Source organism: Micromonospora deserti, assembly GCF_003236335.1.
Taxonomy (GTDB): domain Bacteria; phylum Actinomycetota; class Actinomycetes; order Mycobacteriales; family Micromonosporaceae; genus Micromonospora; species Micromonospora deserti.
The window spans coordinates 1-23,017 of the sequence record NZ_POUB01000038.1 but is presented as its reverse complement, the minus strand read 5'-3'; the positions used below and the strand labels follow the sequence as shown (position 1 = coordinate 23,017).

Annotated in this window: 22 protein-coding genes; 10 read left to right on the top strand and 12 right to left on the bottom strand. The window is 73.9% G+C overall.

Going from position 1 to position 23,017, the window contains the following annotated elements; translation table 11 throughout:
- The first annotated feature begins 24 nt into the window (after positions 1-24).
- Complete coding sequence (locus tag C1I99_RS08700) at positions 25-537, top strand: potassium channel family protein (RefSeq protein WP_111133694.1); 513 nt, start codon at positions 25-27, stop codon at positions 535-537.
- Here C1I99_RS08700 and C1I99_RS08695 read toward each other — a convergent pair.
- Both C1I99_RS08695 and C1I99_RS08690 read right to left on the bottom strand, forming a co-directional pair.
- A complete protein-coding gene (locus C1I99_RS08695) occupies positions 464-1,969 on the bottom strand; it encodes an alpha/beta hydrolase (protein ID WP_111133693.1) in 1,506 nt (501 codons plus the stop codon). The two genes, C1I99_RS08700 and C1I99_RS08695, sit on opposite strands and share 74 nt — an antisense overlap.
- Positions 1,970-2,002: 33 nt before the next feature.
- On the bottom strand, positions 2,003-3,115 hold the full coding sequence (locus C1I99_RS08690) for an ATP-dependent DNA ligase (protein WP_111133692.1): 1,113 nt from the start codon (positions 3,113-3,115) through the stop codon (positions 2,003-2,005).
- Between the two features lie 136 nt (positions 3,116-3,251).
- Between C1I99_RS08690 and C1I99_RS08685 the strand changes: the two genes are divergently transcribed.
- Positions 3,252-3,464, top strand: coding sequence for a hypothetical protein (locus tag C1I99_RS08685; protein ID WP_111133691.1), 213 nt, complete (start codon positions 3,252-3,254; stop codon positions 3,462-3,464).
- 110 nt (positions 3,465-3,574) lie between these two features.
- Positions 3,575-4,078, top strand: a complete 504-nt coding sequence (locus C1I99_RS08680; RefSeq protein ID WP_111133690.1) for a DUF1990 domain-containing protein — start codon at positions 3,575-3,577, stop codon at positions 4,076-4,078.
- Between the two features lie 111 nt (positions 4,079-4,189).
- Here the strand turns inward: C1I99_RS08680 and C1I99_RS08675 are convergent, their stop codons facing one another.
- Entirely contained in the window at positions 4,190-5,110 is a 921-nt protein-coding gene (locus C1I99_RS08675; protein ID WP_111133689.1) for a DNA-3-methyladenine glycosylase family protein, read from the bottom strand.
- On the opposite strand from C1I99_RS08675, the gene C1I99_RS08670 reads away from it, so the two are divergent.
- A complete protein-coding gene (locus C1I99_RS08670; protein WP_111133688.1) occupies positions 5,068-5,358 on the top strand; it encodes a hypothetical protein in 291 nt (96 codons plus the stop codon). The two genes, C1I99_RS08675 and C1I99_RS08670, sit on opposite strands and share 43 nt — an antisense overlap.
- A 141-nt stretch (positions 5,359-5,499) precedes the next feature.
- Here the strand turns inward: C1I99_RS08670 and C1I99_RS08665 are convergent, their stop codons facing one another.
- The 9 genes from C1I99_RS08665 to C1I99_RS08625 form a co-directional block, all read right to left on the bottom strand.
- Positions 5,500-6,153 (bottom strand): hypothetical protein, encoded by a 654-nt coding sequence (locus tag C1I99_RS08665; protein WP_111133687.1) that lies wholly within the window; start codon positions 6,151-6,153, stop codon positions 5,500-5,502.
- 202 nt (positions 6,154-6,355) lie between these two features.
- Complete coding sequence (locus C1I99_RS08660) at positions 6,356-7,141, bottom strand: anti-sigma factor family protein (RefSeq protein ID WP_111133686.1); 786 nt, start codon at positions 7,139-7,141, stop codon at positions 6,356-6,358.
- On the bottom strand, positions 7,138-7,830 hold the full coding sequence (locus C1I99_RS08655; RefSeq protein WP_111133685.1) for a sigma-70 family RNA polymerase sigma factor: 693 nt from the start codon (positions 7,828-7,830) through the stop codon (positions 7,138-7,140). The genes C1I99_RS08660 and C1I99_RS08655 overlap by 4 nt, the downstream gene beginning before the upstream one ends.
- 83 nt (positions 7,831-7,913) lie before the next feature.
- A complete protein-coding gene (locus tag C1I99_RS08650; RefSeq protein ID WP_111133684.1) occupies positions 7,914-8,771 on the bottom strand; it encodes a spermidine synthase in 858 nt (285 codons plus the stop codon).
- Positions 8,771-9,739 (bottom strand): hypothetical protein, encoded by a 969-nt coding sequence (locus C1I99_RS08645; RefSeq protein WP_111133683.1) that lies wholly within the window; start codon positions 9,737-9,739, stop codon positions 8,771-8,773. Before C1I99_RS08645 ends, C1I99_RS08650 begins: the two co-directional genes overlap by 1 nt.
- Before the next feature lie 49 nt (positions 9,740-9,788).
- The gene (locus C1I99_RS08640; protein ID WP_111133682.1) at positions 9,789-12,263 is read right to left on the bottom strand and encodes an AAA family ATPase; all 2,475 of its coding nucleotides are present in this window, start codon (positions 12,261-12,263) and stop codon (positions 9,789-9,791) included.
- A complete protein-coding gene (locus C1I99_RS08635) occupies positions 12,263-13,411 on the bottom strand; it encodes an exonuclease SbcCD subunit D (RefSeq protein ID WP_111133681.1) in 1,149 nt (382 codons plus the stop codon). The genes C1I99_RS08640 and C1I99_RS08635 overlap by 1 nt, the downstream gene beginning before the upstream one ends.
- Positions 13,412-13,476: 65 nt before the next feature.
- Positions 13,477-15,231, bottom strand: coding sequence for an ATP-binding protein (locus C1I99_RS08630; protein WP_111133680.1), 1,755 nt, complete (start codon positions 15,229-15,231; stop codon positions 13,477-13,479).
- A gap of 166 nt (positions 15,232-15,397) precedes the next feature.
- Entirely contained in the window at positions 15,398-16,141 is a 744-nt protein-coding gene (locus C1I99_RS08625) for a pyrimidine reductase family protein (RefSeq protein WP_111133679.1), read from the bottom strand.
- A 151-nt stretch (positions 16,142-16,292) separates the two neighbouring features.
- Here C1I99_RS08625 and C1I99_RS08620 point away from each other — a divergent pair, with 151 nt between their 5' ends.
- The 6 genes from C1I99_RS08620 to C1I99_RS08595 all read left to right on the top strand — a co-directional run bounded on the left by C1I99_RS08620 (position 16,293) and on the right by C1I99_RS08595 (position 23,009).
- On the top strand, positions 16,293-16,838 hold the full coding sequence (locus tag C1I99_RS08620) for a plasmid pRiA4b ORF-3 family protein (RefSeq protein ID WP_111133678.1): 546 nt from the start codon (positions 16,293-16,295) through the stop codon (positions 16,836-16,838).
- Between the two features lie 383 nt (positions 16,839-17,221).
- Positions 17,222-18,511: an ABC transporter substrate-binding protein gene (locus C1I99_RS08615; protein ID WP_111133677.1), complete on the top strand. Its 1,290-nt coding sequence runs from the start codon at positions 17,222-17,224 to the stop codon at positions 18,509-18,511.
- A 113-nt stretch (positions 18,512-18,624) separates the two neighbouring features.
- The gene (locus C1I99_RS08610; protein WP_111133676.1) at positions 18,625-19,593 is read left to right on the top strand and encodes a carbohydrate ABC transporter permease; all 969 of its coding nucleotides are present in this window, start codon (positions 18,625-18,627) and stop codon (positions 19,591-19,593) included.
- 11 nt (positions 19,594-19,604) lie between these two features.
- On the top strand, positions 19,605-20,447 hold the full coding sequence (locus C1I99_RS08605; RefSeq protein ID WP_111133675.1) for a carbohydrate ABC transporter permease: 843 nt from the start codon (positions 19,605-19,607) through the stop codon (positions 20,445-20,447).
- On the top strand, positions 20,444-21,877 hold the full coding sequence (locus C1I99_RS08600) for a GH1 family beta-glucosidase (RefSeq protein WP_111133674.1): 1,434 nt from the start codon (positions 20,444-20,446) through the stop codon (positions 21,875-21,877). Before C1I99_RS08605 ends, C1I99_RS08600 begins: the two co-directional genes overlap by 4 nt.
- Positions 21,878-21,962: 85 nt before the next feature.
- Positions 21,963-23,009: a LacI family DNA-binding transcriptional regulator gene (locus C1I99_RS08595; RefSeq protein ID WP_111133673.1), complete on the top strand. Its 1,047-nt coding sequence runs from the start codon at positions 21,963-21,965 to the stop codon at positions 23,007-23,009.
- Positions 23,010-23,017 lie beyond the last annotated feature (8 nt).

Here is a 23,017-nt window from a genome sequence, read left to right as displayed (position 1 = left end):
GGACTCCGGGCAGCATCATGGCCCATGGACGTCCTGCTGCTGCCGTTCCGGTGGATCTACCGAGGGCTGGTCTGGTTCGCCAACTCGCCCCGTACCTTGATCACGTCGTACCTGCTGATGATCGTGGTGGCCGGCATCATCTACGGCGAGGTAGAGAACCGCAGCCCGACGGACGCCGTGTGGTGGGCGGTGGTGACCGCCTCCACCGTCGGGTACGGCGACATCGCACCCGCCAGCTGGCCGGGTCGCACCCTGGCGGCCCTGCTCATCTCGACGATGGTGCTGCTGGTCATCCCGTTGATCACCGCGCACTTCGCCAGCCGGCTGATCGTCGACGACGACGCCTTCGAGCACGAGGAGCAGGAGCACCTCAAGGCCGACGTCCGCCGGATGCGGGCGCTGCTGGAGGAGATGGCCGCCCGCAGCGGCATCGAGCTGCCAGACCTGCCGGCGGAGCAGCCGGTCAGCGGGCCGGGCAGCGCAGCCCCTCCCTGGGAACGGTCAGGTCGATCAGGTAGGCGTCGACCGCCGCGGTGATGCACGAGGTCTGCTCGTACGGGGTCGCCGGGTCGCCGGTGGTGCCCACCACCACGATCGGTGGCGCGCCGTCGGCCCGGCCGGTCGGGTACGGGTCCCGGCCGCCGGGCCACTCGGTGCAGGAGAGCATGCCGACGGCGAGCGCGGGGCCGAAGAGCGGGTACTTCTCCCGCCACTGCGACTGCAACTGCCGGATCCGCTCCCGGCTCGGCCTCTCCTCCTCGTCGGCGCAGTTCACCGCCAGGTTGGCGTCGAACAGGTTGGAGTAGCGCCCCTCCTCCTCGCGGCCGGCGTACGCATCGGCCAGGCGGAACACCTCCGTCGGGTCACCGCCCTCCAGCCGGTCGACGGCCCGCGCCAGCTCCTGCCACCCCGATTCCGTGTAGAGCGAGGAGACGACCGCGTAGAAGATCCACCCCGCGGTCGCGTCCCGCCCGTCGTCCCCCCGCACGGGGGAGACCCGCGCCTTGTCGATCGCGGAGGTCACCGCGGCCCGGGCGTCCGGCCCGATCGGGCACCGGCCGGCGTTGGCGGCGCACCACCGGGTGAAGTTGTCGAACGCCCGCTCGAACCCCTTCGCCTGGCTTTCCGAGCCGGCGATCACCCCCTGCTTCGGATCGACCGCGCCGTCGAGCACCAGCGCACGGACCCGCTGCGGGTAGAGCTGGGCGTACGTGGCACCGAGCAGGGTGCCGTAGGAGTAGCCCAGGTAGGTCAGCTTGTCATCGCCGACGGCGGCGCGGACCGCGTCCATGTCCCGGGCCGCCTGCTCGGTGCCGTAGAGCGGCAACTGGTCGCCGTACCGGTCGCCGCAGCCGCGCCCGATCCGCTGGCTGAGCGCGACGAACCCGGCGAAGGCCCGCTGGCTCTCCGGATCAGGGTCGTAGCCGAAGCTGGCGTCCAGGTCAGCGTCCGAGATGCACTTCACCGGGCTGGACCGGGCGACCCCGCGCGGGTCGAAGCCGACGATGTCGAAGCGGTCGGTGACGGCGGTGGGCAGCCCACCGAACGCAGGACCGAAGGAGAGGTACACGGCGGTGTCCACACCGGAGCCGCCGGGCCCGCCGGGGTTGATGACCAGGGAGCCGATGCGGTCCCGCTGCTTGGTCGACCGGGCGCGCAGCAGGGCGATCTCGAAGGTCTCGCCGGCGCCGGGACCGGCGGTGGCGCCGGCCCCGCCGCCCCAGTTGCGCGGCACCCTGATCCGCGCGCACTCGTAGCGTATGCCCGGCGCGGTGCGGCCGACCAGCTCCTCGGCCACCTCGGGGCAGGCGCGCCAGGTGGGTGCGGTGCCCGGGGCGGCGGCCTCACCGTCGGCGTCCGTCCGGGGGGCGAACGCCGGCAGCGTGCAGCCGGCGGCGACCAGCGCCGCGGCGGCCAGGCCGGCCAGGGTGAGCCGGAACCGGCGGGACCGGTCGGAAGTGCGGGTCACGAGCGAGCCTCCGTGGTCGGGTCGACGGCCACGCTACGCCGGGCCGGCGGCGGAGCCGACGCTCGCCGTCGGGTCGCCACGCAGCACCTGGTCCACGTCGAAGCGGACCGGCTGGTCGAGCTGGTCGTAGCGGCAGGAGCGGGGATCCCGGTCGGGCCGCCAACGCACGAACCGGGCGGTGTGCCGGAACCGGTCGCCCTCCATCGCGTCGTAGGCCACCTCGACCACCAGTTCCGGGCGCAGCGGCTCCCACTCCAGGTTCCTGGTGCCGGTCCACCGGCTCACCCCGCCGGGGATGCGCTGGCCGCGTTCGTGGTCACCGTGCACCCACGGGTGCTCGCCGCCGGTGTCCCGGTAGGGCTCCAGCTCCTCCAGCAGCTCCGCCCGCCGGGCCATGGTGAACGACGCGCTCACCCCGACGTGGTGCAGCACGCCCGCGTCGTCGTAGAGGCCGAGCAGCAACGAGCCGACCACCGGGCCGGACTTGTGCCAGCGGAAGCCGGCCACCACCACGTCGGCGGTGCGGGCGTGCTTGACCTTGAACATGAGCCGCTTGCCCGGCTCGTACGGCAGGTCGGCCGGCTTGGCGATCAGGCCGTCCAGGCCGGCGCCCTCGAACACGTCGAACCAGCGGTGCGCGGTGTCCACGTCGGTGGTGATCTGGGTGACGTGCACCGGCGGGCGCACCCCGGCCAGCACGGACTCCAGCCGCGCCCGGCGCCGCGGGTAGGGCTGGTCGAGCAGCGACTCGTCGTCGACGGCCAGCAGGTCGAAGGCGACGAAGTCGGCCGGCGTGGTCTCGGCCAACAGTTTGACCCGGGACGCCGCCGGGTGGATGCGCTGGGCCAGCTGCTCGAAGTCGAGCCGCGGCTGCCCGCCCGGGCCGTCCCGCCGGATCACGATCAGCTCGCCGTCGACGGCGCAGCGCTCGGGCAGCTGCCGGCGGGCCTGCTCGACCACCTCGGGAAAGTAGCGGGTCATCAGCTTGCCGCCCCGGCTGGCCAGCTCGACCTCGTCGCCGTCGCGGAACACGATGCACCGGAAGCCGTCCCACTTCGGCTCGTACGTCATCCCCGGCGCGGTGGGGACCCGCGGGACGCTCTTGGCCAGCATCGGCTCGACCGGCGGACTGATCGGCAGCTTCACGGCGACCAGTCAATCAGACGGTGCCGACAGTCGTGAGGCAGATCACGGCCGGTGCGCGGGTGGCGTGTCCGCCGCCGTCCCGCTTCCGCCCTACCGGCCGAATGACGTATCCGCAGGTCAGAGCTACTTTCGCGGGGTGTCGGAGTGGGTCTGCGGGTGCTGTGGACGCTGGCGAGTCAGCGTCGAGCTGATCCGGGGTCGCCACCGCTACCGGCTGGTGCACCGCTACCCGAGCCGGTTCGGCGGCGGCAAGAACGTCCTCGGTGAGGTGGGCACGGTGGCGGAGCTGGAGGAGCTGCTGCGCCGGCGTACCCCGCTCAGCCTCGCCGACCTGCGCGAGGCCGCGTGACCCGGCGTCGTCCGCCCCCGGCGACCACGGCACCCGGCGCCCCCGCCGTGGGACGGCCCACCGGTACCGCCCCGTACGCTGGTCGCCGTCCCGTCGAGTGGAGGTGCGCCGTGCCGGCACTGACCTATCCGCACGTCGGCGCCACCCGCGCCGGTGAGCTGCCGCCCGGTTGGCGGCACGTGCGGCACCGGGTGCGGCTGCCGGACTCCTGCTTCGCCGTGGCCGGCCGCGCGGTGCTCGGCTGGCGCCTGCACCGGACCGCGGGGATCCGCATCGACGCCGACACCGACCGGGCGGCGCCCGGGGTGCGGGTGGTCTCCCGGCTCGGCGTCGGCCCGCTGCGGTTGTCCGCGCCCTGCGAGGTGGTCTGGGCCGTCGACGACGAGTGGCGGGCGGGCTTCGGCTACGGCACCCTGCCCGGCCACCCCGCGCGGGGCGAGGAGGCGTTCGTGGTGAGCCGCGACGCCGCCGGGCAGGTCTGGTTCGAGGTGGTGGCGTTCAGCCGTCCCGACCGTTGGCCGATGCGCGCCGCCGGCCCGCTCGGCCGGGCCTTCCAGCACGCGTACGCCTGGTGGTTGGGGCGCACCCTGCGCCGCATCTGCGTCCGGGCCTGAGCCCGCGGACCGGGTTGGACTCGCGGCCGGCGGGCCCGGCCGGGACCTGGCGCCGGCTGTCGCCCGGGCGCCGGAGGCGGGTGTCGCGGCAGGCCGGCCGGGCGCGGCGGGTCAGAACCGGGCGAAGGACCGGATCGGCATCCGCGGGCCGAACTTCGGCGCCTGGATGCCCGCGGCCTCCAGCAGCACGCAGACCCGGCCCCGGTGGCCGCGGAACGGTTCCAGCAGGGCGAGCATCCGGGCGTCGTCGCCGCGCGGCTCGCCGGCGAGGGCCCAGGCCACCGTGTTCGGCACGTGGAAGTCGCCGACGCTGACCGCGTCCGGGTCGCCGTAGGCGATCCGGACCACCTCGGCGGCCGTCCACGCCCCGATGCCCGGCACGGCGGTCAGCCGGCGGGTGGCCTCGGCGGAGTCCGCGCAGCGTTCCAGCCGGTCGGCGACGGCGGCGGCGCGGCGCAGCGTATCGGCCCGGCGCTGCTCCACCCCGAACGGGTGGAAGACCCAGTACGGGGTGGCGGCGACCGCCGCCGGCGGCGGTGGCAGCAGCAGCGACCGCACCGGCCCGGGTGCCGCCTCGGCGAAGTGCCGGACGGTCGCCGCGTAGGCCCGGTACGCCTCCTTGCCGGTCACCTTCTGCTCGAGGACCGCCCGGAGCAGCCGGGGGAAGACCTGCCCGGTCGCCGGCATCCGCAGCCCGCGATGCCGGGCGGCCAGCCGGGCCACCGCCGGGTGGGCGGCGGCCAGCTCGGCGAACCCGGTCAGGTCGTCGCGGAGGCCGGCGACGGCGTCGGCGCGCTCCACCACCCAGCCGGCGCCCGGGCCGTACCCCTCGGCGACGAGGTCGCCGGCCGTCGGCCGCAGCGCGAGGGTGGCCGGCCCGAGCGGGGTGCGGGTGGCCCACCAGAAGGTGCCGGCCGCGATCCGCGCGCAGGGGTCGTACGGGCTGAAGGTCAGCGCCCGGACCGACGGGGCCAGCCGGTACCCGGTGGATGGGCGCAGCACCCGGGTCGCGGCCGGCTCGGTATCGGTCATCACCCCACTCTGCCACCTCGGGTGCCCACCCCCGGCGGACCGCACTCCGTTCGTTCCGGCGGGAGAGGCGCCCGGACGATTACCGGCTGTCCTTTCGACTCGCGCACCTGCTGGCCCACCGGGACCGGCACGTCTTCTGCCTGAACGACGCGTTCTCCACCGAGGAGGACGTGGCCAACCAGATCAAGGTCCTCACCCCCTTCCTGGACACCTACTTCCCGGTGCCCAGCCCGTGGGAGAAGACCTGACGGACGGTGGCGACGCCGGCCCGCTCACCGGGGCCGGCGCCGCGGCCGGGACGCGGGCGTCGCCGATACGCCGGGCGTCCGGTTCACGACGGTGGCCGACCGCGCCCTCCTCGGCTGCGACCGGCCACCGTGTCCAGGGGATCAGTACGAGTAGCCGGAGTCGCCGCTCTCCGCGCCGGCCTTGTCGTTGTCCGAGGGCGGGGCGACCGGCTTCGGGGTGCCGGTCGGCAGGCAGCTGAGGTTCTTCTTGCCGTCCGGGGCGACCACGAACCAGGTGCCGCCGACGCCCTGGCCCTTCCACTGGCCGGGCTTCTTGTCGCCGATGTAGCGGTAGAGCGGCCAGCCGTCCAGGGTGATCTGCCGGGTGCCGTCCTGCCGGGTGACGGTGCCGACCTTGTCGTCGGAGACGCCGTTGAGCTGCGGGTTCCCGTCGCTCAGCGCCGGGGGCCACACCTCGGCGCACTTGTCGACGCAGTTGGACGACGGCGGGTCGTTGGTGTCCTTGTCGAAGCGGTACAGGATCCACCCGTCCTGGTCGGTGACCACGCTGCCCATCCGGGCCACCTTCTTGCCAATGAGTTGGTCGGTCAGTTCCACGTCGGCGGGCGGCGGCGCGTCGGCCGGGGCCTCCGCGGACGCCGACGCCTCGGGTTCGGCCGCCGCGGTGGGTTCGGCCGCGGCGACGGCGACCGGCTCGGCCGCGCTCGGGTTCGCCCCGTCGTAGCCTGCGGGAGCGCAGGCCGTAAGTGCGACCATCGCGCTCGCGACGATGACGGTCCGCTTCATCTGTGCCACGTGCCCTCCTCATTCTTGGCAGTTCACCGGGTAATACGGGAGGGCGACTGTCAAGGTTGAACGACAAACCGTGGTCAATTTCACGCAGAATCGTTGAACCGATCGATGGTCGGGTTCGTGTGGCCACCCGACGGAAACATTTTCCAGAACGAACGACAGATCGGCGCCGGCCATTACGTCCGGCGCCGATCGGTGACCGCCGCTACAGCGGTACGGTCACCAGCGGGCTCGCCACCCCGTTCGGGTCGACCGACTGCACCTGGAACTGCTTGATCTCGTTGACCCGCGCCGAGGTGGACGCCGACAGGGTCAGGATGGTCGGGTTCGTGTTGGTGCCGTAGCCGCCGCCCGGCACCGACCACGTCGAGATCACCTCGGTGGTGGCATTCTTGCGGACCACCACCAGCCGGCAGGTACGCGGCCCGGGCAGCTTGCCCAGCGTGAAGTTCACCTTCGTGCCGAACTCCTTCGACGCGACGAAGAAGGTCGCCTGGACACCCGTGCTCGGGTCGATGACGTTGGTCTGCTCGCCCTCCGGCTGCTCGGGCCCGCCGAGCCCCGGATCACCCGGGGCACTGGTCCGGGTCGTCGTCGGCGATCCGACCGGCGCGGTGATCGTCGGGTCGGCCCGGACCTCCGGCGGGTCGCTGTCGCCGGTGACGCCGGCGAAGCCGATCCCGGTGGCACCGCCCAGCACCACCACCGCGGCCGCGGTGGCGAGCAGCTGGCGGAACCGGGCCCGCCGGCGGTGGGCGCGCACCGCGACCAGCGTCCGGTCCAGCAGGGCCGGATCGGTCTGCGTGTGCTCCAGCGCGGTCATCGTCTCGCCGTCGATGTCGGAGAGCAGCCCCACCACGGGCACCATCGTCTCCAGCTCCGCGGCGCACGCCCAGCAGGTGGCGAGGTGTTCCTCGAACCGTTCCGTGTCGTGCTCGTCCAGCACCCCGAGCGCGTACGCCGCGACGTCCATGTGATCCGCGCGGCTCATTCCGTCACCCCCCGTTCCTGCAGAGCCGTGCGCAGCGCGCGCAGCGCGTAGTAGACCCGCGACTTCGCGGTGCCGAGCGGAAGGCCCAGCTCCTCGGCCGCCTCCGGCACCGTCCGCCCCCGGAAGTACGTCGCGACCAGAATCTCGCGGTGCGACTGGCTCAGCGTACGCAGTGCGTCCGCCACCGTCATCGTGCGCAGCACCCGGTCGGTGCTGTCCGCTTCCGCGAACGCGGTCAGGTCCCGGTCGTACGTCTCGGCCGGGCGGGCCTGTTCGCTGCGGTGCTCGTCGATGGCGATCCGCCGGGCCACGGTCACCAGCCACGGTCGCAGCGAGCCCTGCCCCTGCGCCCCCAGCCGGTGCGCGTTGCGCCAGGCCCGCAGCAGCGTCTCCTGCACGATGTCCTCGGCCCGCTGCCGGTCACCGCCGGTCAGGCGCATCACGAACGCCAGCAGCGGGCCGGCGTGCTCGGCGTAGAGCAGCCGGATCAACTGGTCGGAGTGCGCGGTCTCGGTGGTCGCCGCCTGGTGGCGTCCGGGCGCCGATCGCGGAGTCACCGGCCCATTCTGGCGAGGCGCCGGGCGCGAGTCGACCCCGCGAGCAGACGTGCTCTGCCGCGACTGGGACCGCGCGGTCATCCAGTCCGCCCGCACCCGGTCACCGTGCCAGCCGACCGCCACCGCATGCATGCAGACCTCCGGGTGTCCGATGACATCGGCCGTCCCCCCACGGGCATGGCCGCCCGTTGGTACGGAGCACTCCGGCGAACGGATCAACGGCGCACGGAAAAAATCCCCGGCGGCGGTGGCGTCGAGTCGGTGGCGTCGGCGTCGCGGACCACCGGGGCGCCGCCGGCGAACCGGTCCAGCTCCGCGCCGGAGAGCACCCGGCCGGGGAACCAGTCCCCGGCGGCCCGCCGGGTCAGCTCGGGCACCGGCGGCTCGACCCGGCCGGCCACCAGCACCAGGTTGCCGTAGCGGCGCCCGCGCAGCACGGCCGCGTCCCCGACCAGGGCCGCCCGGGGCAGCACCGACCGGACCGTGGCGACCTGCCCCCGGGCGTGGCGCAGCGGTGGCCCGTCGGCGATGTTGGCCAGGTACCAGCCGTCCGGCCGCAGCACCCGGGCCACCTCACCGGCGTACTCGGCGGAGGTCAGGTGAGCCGGGGTGCGGGCGCCGGCGAACACGTCGGCGACCACCACGTCGTAGCTGGCGTCCCGGCTGGCGGCCAGCACCGCCCGGGCGTCGCCCACCCGCACCTTCAGCCGCGGGTCGGCGGGCCACGGCAGGGCCCGCCGGACCAGCTCGACCAGCGCGCCGTCCACCTCGGACACCCGCTGGCCGGAGCCTGGGCGGGTGGCGGCGACGTATCGGGGCAGGGTGAGCGCGCCCCCGCCGAGGTGCAGCACCCGCAGCGGTACGCCGGCCGGCGCCACCAGGTCGATCGCCGCGGCCAGCCGCCGGACGTACTCGAACTCCAGGTGGGTGGGGTCGGTCAGGTCGACGTGCGACTGCGGCGCGCCGTCCAGCAGCAGTGTCCACGAGCCCGGCCGGTCGGGATCCGGCAGCAGCTCCGCCAGCCCGGTCTCCACCTGCTCGGCCACCCGGTCACCGGCGCGGCGGCGCCCCATCAGCGGCGGGCCCCGGGGGCGCGGGCGGCGGCGGTCAGCGCCCGGTGCAGCAGCCGGGCGTCGCCGAGCAGCGCCCGCAGCCGCCGTTCCAGCCCGGCGATCGGGATGAGGTTCTGCGGCGCCCGCGGGTCCTTGTACGGGGTGGAGGCGAACCGGGGCAGCGTGACCAGCGACAGGTCGGCCAGCTCCACCGCCTCGTCGACGCTCAGGTCGGCGGAGCACTCCATCCGGACGATGCCCGCCCAGGGCGCACCGAGGGCCACCGGCAGCCGCAGGTACCACGACCAGCCGCCCCAGGCGGTGCCGAGCCGGAACACCGGGGAGCGCTCGCCGGCCGCCAGCCCGGTGACCACGGCAGTGAGCCGGGCGTCGAGGTACTGGCTGTGCTGGGTCTTGATGTAGCCGAGGGTGCGCGGCAGCTGCCGCCGGTTGCGCAGCGGGCCGTCCACCACCAGCAGGTCGCCGTCCGTGCGGGCCGCCCCGGAGACCGCCACCTCCAGCGCGGTCAGCGGCCCCTGCACGGCGGCGGGCAGCTTGTTCAGCTCGCCGGTGCCGCCGACCCGGTGCACCGGGTAGCGGATGCTCCCGGCGACCACGTCCTGCGCGGACGGGCTCGCCGTGAACAGCCCCCGGCCCACCCTCGCGCCAGCCAGCTGCGCGGCACCGCGCTCCAGGTCGCAGCGGACCACCCCGGCCGCGTACGAGGCGGCGAGGCCGGGGAACGAGCCGCCGTCGTCCTCCGCCGTCCAGACGCTCGCGTCGATCCGGCGGACCCCGTCGACCAGCAGCACCACGTCGGGGGCCCGGACGCCGGGCCGGGGGCCGACCGCCCGCCAGTCCACGGCGGGCAGCTCGACGTCGGCGTCGACCTGGGCGCTGCTCGGCGCCGCGGGACCGCCGCCGGCCGCCTCGAACGAGGCGCCGTACGCCGGATCCCAGGCGTCGACGAAGAACCGGGGGTTGGTCACCGGCCCGAGTCTCCCATCGCCGGCACCCCGGCGCCGCCGGGCACGCCGGTCACCGGCCGGTCCGCTCGACGCGGGCCGACCGGGCGTCCTTGCGTACCTCGAACCGGACCGGGATGCGCTCGGCCAGCGCGGGCACGTGGGTGACCACGCCGACCATCCGGTCGCCGCGGGCCGCGAGGTTCTCCAGCGTGGCGGCCACCGTGTCGAGGGTGGCCGCGTCGAGCGTGCCGAAACCCTCGTCCAGCACGATCGACTCCAGGCTCGCCGCGGTGGTGGACATCCCAGCGAGCTGCTCGGACAGCGCCAGCGCCAGCGCCAGCGACGCCTGGAACGTCTCGCCGCCGGAGAGCGTGCGCACGCCCCGGCGCAGCCCCGCGTCGTGGTGGTCGACCACGAAGAACTCGCCCTTGTCGTGCACCAGGTCGTACTGGCCGCCGGAGAGCTCCCGCAGGATGGCGGAGGCCCCGTCGACGAGCAGGTCGAGCGCCTCGGCGAGCAACCAGCGCTCGAAGTTGTTGGCCCGCAGGTGCCCCGCCAGGGCGCGGGCGACCTGCGCGTCGCGCTCGTGCCCGGCCCGCTGCCCGCGCAGCTCGGCGGCCTGCTCGCGCCGCTCCAGCAGGCGGCGCCGGTCGGCCTCGGCCCGTTCGAGGGCCACGGCGGCGGCGCGGACCGGATCGTCGGCGGCCGGCAGCCCGGCGGCGGCGAAGATGCCGGCGATCCGCTCCGCCACCGCGGCGGCCGCCGCCTCGGCCTCGGCCACCGCGGCCACCCGCCCGGCGCGGTCCGCCCGGCGCCGCTCCACCTCGGCGGCGGCCCAGCCGGTGAGGGTGGCCCAGGCCACGGCGACGTCCTCGCGGTCGGCCGCCGGCGGGCCGAACCGGGCCAGCCCGTCCCGGGCGGTGTCGAACGCCCGCCACGCCCCCCGCAGGCGTTGCTCGGCGGTGTCCAGCGCGCCCCGGGCCCGCCGCGCGGCGTCCCGGCCGGCGCGGACCGCGGTGGCCGCGTCGTCCAGGGCCCGGCGCAGCCGGGCCTGCTCGTCGAGTTCCCGGCGCAGCACCGCCGGCTCGGCCGCCCCGGCCAGCTGCCCGTTCAACTCGGCCAGCCGGGCGTCCAGCTGGTCCTGCCGGGCCCGGGCCCGCAGCAGCACCCGCTCCAGCTCGCGAGCCGCGGCGTCCCGTTCCTGCACCACGGCCTGGGCGGCCTTGGTCGCGGCCCGGGCGGCCCGGCCGGCGGCGGTGGCGGCGGCAACCGCCGAGTCGGCCGGCACCGCCGGCACCCGGTCCACGGTCTGCTCGCAGACCGGGCAGGTCGCGCCGTCGCGCAGGTGCGCGCGCAGCGCCACCGCCTGGTCGGTGGCCTTCGCCTCCTCGTGGGCCCGGAAGGCCGCCTCCAGCTCGGCCTCGGCCCGCTCGGCCGCCGCCCGCGCGTCGGCCAGCGCCACCGCCGCCGCGGCGTGCTCGGCCTGCGCGGCGGCCACCGTCGCGCGCACCGACTCGGCCTCGCCGGCCAGCCCGTCCCGGTCGGTGTACGCCTTCAGCAGCAGCCGCAGCGCGCTCTCGTCCCCGGCCGAGGCCAGTTCGCCGCGGAGCTTCTCCTCCCGCTCCTCGGCCAGCGACACCGCGGTCGCCGCCTCATCCGCCGCGGCGCGGGCGGTCGCCACCGCCCGGGCCACCTCGGCCACCCCGTCCGGGGCGCGGACGGCGGCCAGCACGTCCAGGTCGGCGTCGAGGGCGGCCAGCGCCGCGCCGGCCTCCCGCGTCGTGGCCCGGGCGGCCTCCAGCTCCGGTACCGCCGCCGTCACCGCCCCGATCAGCTCGCGCGTCCGCTCGACCTGCCCGGTCGCCGCCTCCAGCGCGGCCTCGTCGACGTCGGCGAGCCCGGCGAGCAGTTGGTCGACCGCCTCCAGCTTCGCCTCGGCCCGCGCCGCCCGCGCCGTCGCCTTTTTCTGCACGTCCTCGTAAACTCCGAGGCCCAGCAGGTTGACCAGGATCTGCTGCCGGGTGGCCGGCTTGGCGTGCAGGAAGTCGGCGAACTGCCCCTGCGGCAGCACCACACAGCTGGTGAACTGCTCGTACGGCAGCCCCACCGCGGCCAGCACCGCCTGGTCCATCTCCGCGGGGGTGCCGGCGACCACCTCGCCCAGGTCCTCCGGGCTGAGCCCGGTGTCCAGCTTGGTCACGTCGAAGCCGGCCGGCATCAGCTGCAACCCGGCGTTGGCGGTCTTGACATTGCCCCGGCCGTCCCGCCGGACCACCCGGGTGGCCACGTAGCGGGCGCCGCCGGACTCGAAGACCAGCCGGACCCGCGCCTCGGCGGCCGACGGCGCCAGGGCGTTGGCCAGGCCCCGCGCGCCGCCCCAGCGGGGCACCGTGCCGTAGAGGGCGAAGCAGATCGCGTCCAGCACCGTCGACTTGCCGGAGCCGGTCGGGCCGACCAGCGCGAAGAAGTCGGTGTCGGTGAAGTCCACCGTGGTCTCGTCGCGGAAGACGGTGAAGCCCGCCATGTCCAGCCGCATCGGCCGCATCAGTGGTCGACCTCCTCGAAGAGCTCGTCGAAGAGCTCCCGGACGCCGTCGTCGGCGTGCCCGCGGCTGTCGAGGTAGTCGGCGAAGAGCTCGCGGGGCGAGCGCCCGGCCCGCTGCGCGACCCGGGTGCCGCTGCCGGGGGCGGGCACCAGCTCCGGATCGATCCGGATCTCCAGCGCCCGGGGGAGCAGCTCCTGGACCTCCTCGCGCAGCCCGGCGCGCGGTTGCTCCCGCACGTACACCCGCAGCCAGGCGTCCGGGGCCTCGATCTCGGCGAGCTGGGCGAGGGTGCCCCGCACCGTCCGCAGCGCGGACGCGCCGGCCACCGGCACCTCGCGGATCTGCGCCGCCGTCGTCGCGGTCACCTCGACGATCGTCACGGCGGGGACGTTCTCCTGCTCGCCGAAGTCGACCGCCAGCGGGCTGCCGCTGTAGCGGATCGGGCAGGGCCCTGGCACCCGCTGTGAGCGGTGCAGGTGGCCCAGTGCCACGTAGTGCGCGGTGCCCGGGAAGACCGTCGCCGGCACGGCGTAGCCGAGCACCGTGTGCGCGTCCCGCTCGCCGCCGCCGGTGGCCGCGCCGACCACGGTCAGGTGGGCGGTGACCAGGTGCACCCGGTCGGGCTCGGTGAAGCCCTCGGTCAGCCGGCCGAGTACCCGGCCGAGGTGGTCGGCGTACGTCTGGGTGGCCTCGGCGGCGGTCAGCTCGTACATCTCCACCGCCCGGACGGCGTAGCGCTGGGACAGGAACGGCAGCGCGGCCAGCCGCCAGCGTTCCCCGCCGGTGGTGGCGCCGTCGATGACATGCTCGTCCGGGTTGTCCCGTACGCCGCCGCGCAGCGTGATCCCGGCGGCCTCGGCCCACGGGCGCAGCGCGTCCAGGGCCTGGCCGTTGTCGTGGTTGCCGCCGATCGCCACCACGTCGGCGCCGGTGCGGCGCAGCGCGGTCAGCGCCCGGGTGACCAGCCGGGTGGCCTCGGGCGTGGGGGCGGCGGTGTCGTACAGGTCGCCGGCGACGATGACCAGGTCGGGCCGCTCCTGACGGGCAATGTCGATCACCCCGGCGAGCACCTGCTTGTGCTCCTCGGCCCGCGACTGCCCCTTGAGGACCTTGCCGACGTGCCAGTCGGAGGTGTGCAGGATCTTCACCGTGCTGGCCTTTCGCTCGCGGCCGCCAGGCTCGCAAGCCCACTCCTCGCGTTCACCGGTGCCCCCTAGAACGGGATGTCGTCGTCGGTGGTGCCGCCGCCGGAGCCCACCACCGCGAACGGGTCGGCGGACTGGGTGATCGACCGGAGGGTCTCCGACGGGGCCCGGCCGGCCTCGGAAACCCGGGTCGCCCAGGCCGGGAAGGGGAACTCCAGGCAGAGCGGCACCGGGATGTCGGGCTGGTTGACGAACATCGTGCCCGGCTTGGCCAGCAGTGCGCGCTGCCGCTGGGCCGGCGGCAGGAAGCCGTACTCGGGGCGGGACGCCTCGGCCGGGTCGAGCCGGCCGACCACCCGGATCGCCGAGTTGGTGACGATCCGGCGCTCCACCTCGCTCGCGGTCTGCTGGGCGCCGACCAGGATTACCCCGAGCGAGCGGCCCCGCTCGGCGATGTCGAGCAGCACCTCCTTGATCGGGGAGGAGCCCTCCCGAGGGGCGTACTTGTTGAGCTCGTCGAGCACCACGAAGAGCAGCGGCTTGGCGGTGCCGGCCTTCTCCTTGCGCTCGAACTCGCTCTTGAGCGTCACGCCGACCACGAAGCGCTGCGCGCGGTCCGGGAGGTTGTGCAGGTCGACCACGGTGACCTGGGCGCTCTCGGCGGTGTTGATGCTGTGCGGGCGGCGGGTGGCCAGGTCGCCGCGGATCAGCCGGGAGAGGTCCTTCTTGCTGCCGATGAGCCGGCGGGCGAAGGCGTTGACCGTGCCGAGGCCCACTGCGCTGCCGGCCCAGTCGGAGCGGGTCTCGTCGTCGTTGAGCTGCTCGACGACGTGGTCGACCAGGTCGGCGTACGAGCCGAGCCGCACCCCGTCGACGCTCACCCCGCCGTCGGCGGGCTGAGCGTGCCGGGCCAGGTGGGCGGCGACCGAGTGCACCACCATCGTGTACTGCTGGCGCTCGTCGTCGGCGTCGGCGAAGACGTACGGCAGCAGCCGGTCGGCACAGAACTCGGCGAGGGTCCAGTAGAAGCTGTCCACCCCGGTGAGCCGGCTGCTCACGTCCGGCGTGCCGGAGGAGTCGCCGACCCGGGGCGGGGCGTAGACCCGGACGTCCGGGAACGCCCCGGCGGCCAGCCCGAGCCGCGCGTACGCGGCCCGGGTGGGGTCGTCGAGCCGGGTGTTGGGATGGTCGAGGAAGAGCAGGTCCTCGCCCTTGACGTTGAAGATGAGCGCCTTGGCGTTGACCGCGTCGCCGCCGAGCACCCCGGAGCGGAACACCGAGTAGAGCAGGAAGGTGGCGAAGCTGGTCTTGGTGGCCACCCCGGAGATGCCGGAGATGGAGACGTGCGCCCCCCGGCTGCCGTCGAGGAAGTCGGCGTTGAGGTAGACCGGCACCCCGTCGCGGCCCATCCCCATCGGGATGCGTCGCTCCATGCGGTCGAAGTGCAGCGCCCGGGCCCGGGCGTCGCCCTCGGCGCGGTGCACCACCGCTCCCGGGGTGGGCGGCACGTAGAGCTCGGGATCGACCCGGGTGGTGGTGATCTCGGCCGCCTCCTGCACCTGCGCCGGGAGCGTGCCGTCGGCGATGGCGAAGACGTCCGAGTCGAACTGGGCGCCCTCGTGCCGGGCCCGCACCTGGGTGACCACGCCGGCGATCGTCACCGGTTCCCGGTCGGGCAGCTCCCGGCGGGTCACCACGACATCGTCGAGCTGGAGGTAGCTGCCGGGGGAGACCGCGGTCCAGAACTGCAACGGGGTCGCGTCGGCGGTGCCCAGCACCCGGCCGACCTCCCCGCCCGGGCCGTCGAACCCGTCGTCAGTCATCGGGCAACTCCGGTCGGTTGGTCGCGGTCGGGGCACACGCCCTGCATCCTGCCCGAGGAGTACGACACGTCGCCACGCGACGCGGCGGATGCCACGCCGGCCGCCGGGCGGTCTGTCGGAACGTGGCGGGCCGACCACGACCGGTCGCCCCGCCCGGTAGCGGGTGTCAGTCTCGGGCGTAACGCAGCAGCAGCACGCCGTCGGCGGCGAGCACGTGCCGCAGCGGCAGGTGCCGCACCGGGCTGGGTTCACCCGCGGTGATCCGGCCCGGTCCGGCGCCGGTGAGCAGCGGGGCGACGGTGAGGCAGACCTCGTCGACCAGGTCGGCGGCGGTGAGCGCGCCGAACAGCCGCGGGCCGCCCTCGCAGAGCAGCTGATCGTACCCGCGGCGGCGCAGCTCGGCCAGGCCGGCGGCGAGGTCCACCCGGTCGGTGCCGCAGCGCACCAGGTCGGCGACCTCGGCCAGCCCGGGCGGTGCCACGGCGTCGGCGCGGGTGAGCACCACCGGGCGGACCGGCGCGTCGGCGAACGCGGCCAGCGTCGGGTCGAGGCGCAGTGAGCCGGAGACGACGACCAGCGTCGGGTACTCGGCCAGGCCGTTGCGTCGCCGCCAGGCCCGCCGCTCCGGGCTGAGCCGGACCGCCCGGTAGCCCTCGTGCCGCAGCGTCCCGGCGGCCACCACGAGCGCGTCGCAAAGCATCCGCAGCAGCCCGAAGACCCGCTTGTCCGACTGGCCGGAGAGCCCCGCGGAGTAGCCGTCGACGGCGACCGCGCCGTCGACGCTGGTCACGAAGTTGACCCGCAGGTGGGGACGGTCGGCGCGACCGTAGAGCGCGGTGAGCGCGGCGTCGTCCAGTGGTTCCGGTGCGGCCGCCGGCCAGAGCCGGGAAATCGGGGTCCCGACGGTCATTCGCTGGCCGGACCGGTGACCGGAGGGGTGGGTCGAGGGGTACGGTGCTGGCAGTCGCACCAGTTCCGGCCCGGGCAGTCGTCGTGCCGCCTCGCCCGGCACGCTCGGCAGATCATGCTGGCAGCCTATGCCGAGGGAGGATGGGGACAGCATGCCGCGTCAGATCTTCCAGCTGAGGATTTCCCTGACCGGGGTCCGGCCGTCGGTGTGGCGCCGGGTGCTGGTGCCTGGCGGTTACACCCTCGACCGGCTGCACCGGGTGGTGCAGCACGGGATGGGCTGGCGCGACTGCCACCTGCACTCGTTCGAGATCGACAGCCGGCAGTACGGCGAGCCCGACCCGGACGGTGAGCTGGCCCTCCGCGACGAGTTGGACGTCCGGCTGGACGCGGTGGTCGGCAAGGGCAGCCGGTTCCACTACACCTACGACTTCGGCGACTGGTGGGAGCACGACCTGGTGGTGGAGGACGCGTTCACCGCCGATCCGGACGAGCGCTACCCGACCTGCCTGGACGGTGCGCGGGCATGCCCGCCGGAGAATGCCGGCGGTCCGGCCGGTTACCAGATCCTGCTGGCCGCGCTGGCTGACCCGGGTCACCCGGAGCATCGGTCGATGCGCGACTGGGTGGGCGAGCGCTTCGACCCGGCGGCCTTCGACGCGGGCCGGGTCGCCACCCTGCTGCGCCGCTTCTGCTGACCCGCGGCGAGCCGCCCCGCCGGCCGCGTCCGCTGACCGGGCCCCGTGGGCGGTCACGCCGTTCGTGCCGACCGGCCGGCCCCCGCCGGCTCGTGAGGCCCGTGCCGACCGGCCGTCCCCCGCCGGCTCGTGAGGCCCGTGCCGGGCGGAGCGGCCCGTGCCGTTCCGCCGCCTTCGCGCCGCGTGCGCGGTAACGATCTGGGAACGCTCCCATAGCCCTATTGACACCCCTGGCACCCGCCGGCAATCTCATGGGAGCGCTCCCGCACGCGGCGAGGATTTCCGAGACCGCTCCGGGGCCGAGCACCGGCTCGCCGGGATCGGCGCGCACGGCACCCCCCACCACACCCGATTCACGCCTCACCACCGAAAGAGGGGTCAGGATGAGCCTCACCTTGCGGCGTAGCCGCGTGGCGGCCGCCGCCCTGGCCGCGATCACCGCCCTCGGCGGCCTCGCGGCCTGCGGCAACGACGACACGCCGGCAGCCGGCGAGAAGCCGGCCAAGCTGGTCGTGGACACGTTCGGCGAGTTCGGCTACGACGAAATCATCAAGCAGTACGAGAAGGACACCGGCATCAAGGTTGAGCTGCGCAAGACCGCGCAGCTCAACGAGTACCGGCCGAAGATCGTCCGGGCGCTGGCCACCGGCCGGGGCGCGGCCGACGTGATCGCCCTGGAAGAGGGCATCCTCAACGAGTTCAAGGCCAACCCGGCCAACTGGGTCGACCTCGCCCCGCTGGTCGCCGACCACAGCAAGGACTACCTGCCCTGGAAGTACGAGCTGGGCAAGGCGCCGGACGGGCGGCTGATGGGCCTGCCCACCGACGTCGGCAGCCTCGCCGTCTGCTACCGCCGGGACCTCTTCCAGGCCGCCAAGCTGCCGGTCGAGCGGGACCAGGTGGCCGCGCTCTGGCCGGACTGGAACGCCTTCATCGAGACCGGCAAGAAGTACCGCGCCGCCACCGGCAAGGGGATGCTCGACTCGGTCACCACCGCCGCCAGCGCGGTGATGTTCCAGCAGGGCGGTGACCTCTTCTACGACAAGCAGGACAAGGTGGTCGCCGACAGCAGCGCGGCCGTGAAGACCTCCTGGGACACCGCGGTCGCCATGGCGGACGCGAACATCACCGCCGAGACGGCCACCTGGTCGCCGGAGTGGTCCGCCGGCTTCAAGCAGGGCACCTTCGCGGCCACCTTCTGCCCGTCCTGGATGCTCGGCATCGTCGCGGACAACTCCGGCCCGGAGAACAAGGGCAAGTGGGACGTCGCCCCGGTGCCCGGCGGCGCCGGCAACTGGGGTGGCTCCTGGCTCTCCGTGCCGCAGCAGAGCAAGTTCCCCAAGGAGGCGGCGAAGCTCGCCGAGTACCTGACCAGCGCGCAGAGCCAGGTGGCGGCGTTCAAGCTCAAGGGCCCGCTGCCGACCAACCTGGAGGCGCTGAAGAACCCGGAGTTCCTCGCCTACACCAACGAGTACTTCAACAACGCCCCGACCGGGAAGATCTTCGGTGACAGCGTGGCCAACATCCAGCCGCTGCACCTCGGGCCGAAGCACCAGGCGGTGAAGGAGAACGCCTTCGAGCCGGCGCTGCGCTCGTACGAGAACGGGCAGGCCAGCAAGGAAAAGGCCTGGGAGCAGTTCACCAAGGACGCCGCGACGCAGGGCGCCTTCTGATCCACCGCGTCGTGAGGTGGCGCCCGGGTCCGCATCCGGGCGCCACCGGCGGCGTCCCGTTCCGCGTACCACCGCCTGCGCGCCGGCCGCCGCCGGCGCCGGGAAGGATCCCCATGAGCCTGTCGGCCACCACGGCGCCGCCGCCACCGGCGGCGCCGCCCCGCCCACCCGCCGCGCGCCGGTCCCGGTCGCACAAGCTGACCCGGCTGGACCTGAAGTACTCCCCGTACCTCTACATCGCGCCGTTCTTCCTGGTCTTCGGCGTGTTCGGGCTCTACCCGATGCTGCGGACCGCCTGGATGTCCCTGCACGACTGGAACCTGATCGGGGACCACTCCTTCATCGGGTTCGACAACTACACGAGGCTCGTCACCGACGAGTACTTCTGGAACGCCACGCTGAACACCTTCGGCATCTTCCTGCTGTCGACGGTCCCCCAGTTGCTGATCGCGCTGTTCCTGGCGAACCTGCTCAACCGCACCTTCCTGCGCGCCCGGACGCTGTTCCGGATGGCCATCTTCATGCCGAACGTGGTCTCGGTCGCCGCCGTGGCGATCGTCTTCGGCATGCTCTTCCAGCGCGACTTCGGCGTGATCAACTGGGTGCTCGGCCTGGTCGGCGTGAACCCGGTCGACTGGGACGCCGAGCGGTGGAGCTCCTGGACCGCCGTCGCCTCGATGGTCAACTGGCGGTGGACCGGCTACAACACGCTGATCCTGCTGGCCGGCATGCAGGCCATCCCGCGTGACCTGTACGAGGCGGCGGAGCTGGACGGGGCCGGCCAGTGGACGCAGTTCTGGCGGATCACCCTGCCGATGCTCACCCCGACCTTCGTCTTCGTGGTGATCCTGTCCACCATCGGCGGCCTGCAGCTCTTCACCGAGCCGCTGGTCTTCGCCAACGGCAACATCATCGGGGGCGACCAGCGCGAGTTCCAGACGCTCGCGATGTACATGTACGAGCTGGGCATCGAGAACCTGAACACCGCCGGCTACGGCGCCGCGGTCGCCTGGGCGATGTTCCTGATGATCGCGCTCGTCTCGCTGGTCAACTTCCTGCTCGTCCGCCGTACGGTCAAGTGAGGAGCGCGCAGATGACCTCGGCTTCCCGGCGCCTGTGGCGCACCAGCCCGCTGACCTACGTCGCGCTCGTCCTGGCGACGCTGCTGTCCATCTACCCCTTCTACTACATGGTGGTCATCGCCACCCGCAGCCTCGACTCGATCAACGACGTGCCGCCGCCGGTCACGCCCGGTGGGTCGTTCGGCGACAACGTCGGGCGGGTGCTCGACAACGACGCGGCGAACTTCCTCACCGGCCTGCTCAACTCGGTGATCGTCTCCACCGTGGTGACGCTCTCCGTGGTGATCACTGGCTCGCTGGCCGGCTTCGCCTTCGCCAAGCTGCGCTTCCGCGGCCGCAACATCCTGCTGCTGTCGATCGTGGTGACCATGATGATCCCGACCCAGCTCGGCCTCATCCCGCTCTGGGGCATGATCCAGGACCTGAACTGGTACGACACCCTCTACGCGGTGACCGTGCCGTTCCTGGTCAGCGCGTTCGGCGTGTTCATGATGCGCCAGTACGCCACCCAGGCGGTCTCCGACGAGCTGATCGAGGCCGGCCGGGTCGACGGGGCCAGCACGTTCCGGATCTACTGGAACATCGTGCTGCCCGCGCTGCGTCCGGCGGCGGCCGTGCTCGGCCTGCTGACCTTCATGGAGACGTGGAACTCCTTCCTGTGGCCGTACGCGGTGCTCACCCCGGAGAACCCGACGCTGCAGGTGTCCCTGGCGTTCCTGTCCTACGCCTACTACACCGACTACTCCCAGGTGTTCGCCGCCACCGCCATCGGCACAGTGCCGCTGGTGATCGTCTTCGTCCTGTTCGGCCGCCAGATCATTGGCGGGATCATGGAAGGTGCCGTCAAGTCGTGAGCAACCCCGCCAGCCCGCCCGCCGTCGGCGTCCTCGCCGGGCGCCCGCCGCTGACCTTCCCGCCCGGCTTCCTCTGGGGCGCCGCGACCGCCGCGTACCAGATCGAGGGCGCGGCGGCCGAGGGCGGCCGGACCCCGTCGATCTGGGACACCTTCAGCCACACCCCGGGACGGGTGGTCGCCGGGCACACTGGCGACGTCGCCTGCGACCACTACCACCGGCTCGACGAGGACGTCGCGCTGATGGCCGAGCTGGGGCTGAAGTCGTACCGGTTCTCGGTTTCCTGGCCCCGGGTGCAGCCCGGCGGTGCGGGCCCGGCCAACCCCGAAGGGCTCGACTTCTACCGCCGGCTGGTCGACGCGCTGCTGGCTCATGGCATCGAACCGTGGCTGACCCTCTACCACTGGGACCTGCCGCAGCCGCTGGAGGACGCCGGCGGCTGGCCGGCCCGGGACACCGCCGGCCGGTTCGCCGACTACACGCGGTTGGTCGCCGACGCGCTCGGCGACCGGGTGCGCTACTGGACCACGCTGAACGAGCCGTGGTGCTCGGCCTTCCTCGGCTACGGCTCGGGGGCGCACGCCCCCGGCCGCTCCGACGCAGCGGACGCGGTCCGGGCCGGGCACCACCTGATGCTCGGTCACGGCCTGGCGGTGCAGGCGCTGCGCGCCGCGCGGCCCGACGCCGAGGTCGGGGTGACGGTCAACCTCTACCCGGTCACCCCGGCCAGCGGGGAGCCCGCCGACGTCGACGCCGCGCGGCGCATCGACGGGCTGGCCAACCGGTTCTTCCTCGACCCGCTGCTGCGCGGGTCGTACCCCGCGGACCTGATGGCGGACCTGGCCGGGGTCACCGACTTCGGGCACGTCCGCGAGGGCGACCTGGCCACCATCTCGACCCCGCTGGACCTGGTCGGCGTCAACTACTACAGCCGGCACGTGGTGGCCGCCCCGGTCGAGGGCGTGGCGCCGGAGACGTACTGGCGGGCGCCGTCCTGCTGGCCGGGCAGCGAGGATGTGCGGTTCGTCACCCGGGGGGTCCCGGTCACCGACATGGACTGGGAGATCGACGCCCCGGGCCTGGTCGAGACGCTGCGTCGGGTGCACGAGGAGTACACCGACCTGCCGCTCTACGTCACCGAGAACGGCTCCGCCTTCGTCGACGCCGTGGTCGACGGCGCGGTCGACGACGTGGACCGGCTCGCCTACTTCGACGCCCACCTGCGCGCCGCGCACGAGGCGATCGCCGCCGGGGTGCCCCTGCACGGCTACTTCGCCTGGTCGCTGATGGATAATTTCGAATGGGCCTGGGGCTACACCAAGCGGTTCGGCATGATCTACGTCGACTACGACAGCCAGACCCGCATCCCCAAGTCCAGCGCCAGGTGGTACGCCGAGGTGATCCGACGCAACGGTCTGGCCGCAGAATAGGCTCGGGCCAGCCATCCGGGCGGTCCCGGCGCCATCCACCCCTGGCGGGCGGCGCCGGGACCGCCCGACGTCGGAGGAGCAGACGATGACAACGCAGCGCACCCGGTCGCTCGGGCGCCCGACCCTCGACGCGGTCGCCGCCCGCGCCGGGGTCGGCCGCGGGACGGTCTCCCGCGTGGTCAACGGCTCGCCGCAGGTGAGCCCGGAGGCCCGGGCCGCGGTGGAGCAGGCCATCGCGGAACTGGGGTACGTGCCGAACCGGGCCGCCCGAGCCCTGGTGACCCAGCGCACCGACTCGGTCGCCCTGGTCGTCTCCGAGTCCGGCGACCGGGTCTTCACCGAGCCGTTCTTCGCCGGCATCGTCCGTGGCGTCAGCTCCGGGCTGCTGGAGACCCCGTTGCAGCTCTGGCTCGCCATGGTGCAGTCCCCGATCGAGCGGGAGCGGGTCGAGCACCACCTCACCAACCAGCACGTCGACGGCGTGCTGCTGCTGTCGCTGCACGACGCCGACCCGCTGCCCACCCTGCTGGAGGAGCGCGGCCTGCCCACCGTGCTCGGCGGGCGGCCGGCCCGGATGCTGCAACCCGGCGCGCAGCCGGCGTACTACGTCGACGTGGACAACGTCGGCGGCGCCCGGCTCGCCGTGGAGCACCTCGCCGCCCGGGGGCGGCGGCGGATCGCCACCATCGCCGGGCCGCAGGACATGGGCGCCGGCCTGGCCCGGTTGACCGGCTACAAGGAGGCGGTCAAGGCCGCCGGGGGCGGGGTCAACCCCGACCTGATCGCGTACGGGGACTTCAGCGAGGGCAGCGGGGCGGCCGGGATGCGCCGGCTGCTGGAGGTCTGCCCCGATCTGGACGCGGTCTTCGTCGCCTCCGACCTGATGGCGTTCGGCGCGCTTCGGACGCTGCGCGAGGCGGGCCGGCGGGTGCCCGAGGACGTCGCCGTGGTCGGCTTCGACGACGCGCCGATCGCCCGGCAGGCCGACCCGCCGCTGACCACGGTCTTCCAGCCGGTCGAGGAGATGGGCCGGCAGATGGCCCGGCTGCTGGTCTCCCGCATCCGCGGCGAGGAGCTGCCCAGCCCGCACATCCTGCTCGACACCCAGCTCGTCGACCGCGCCTCCGCCTGACCCCACCC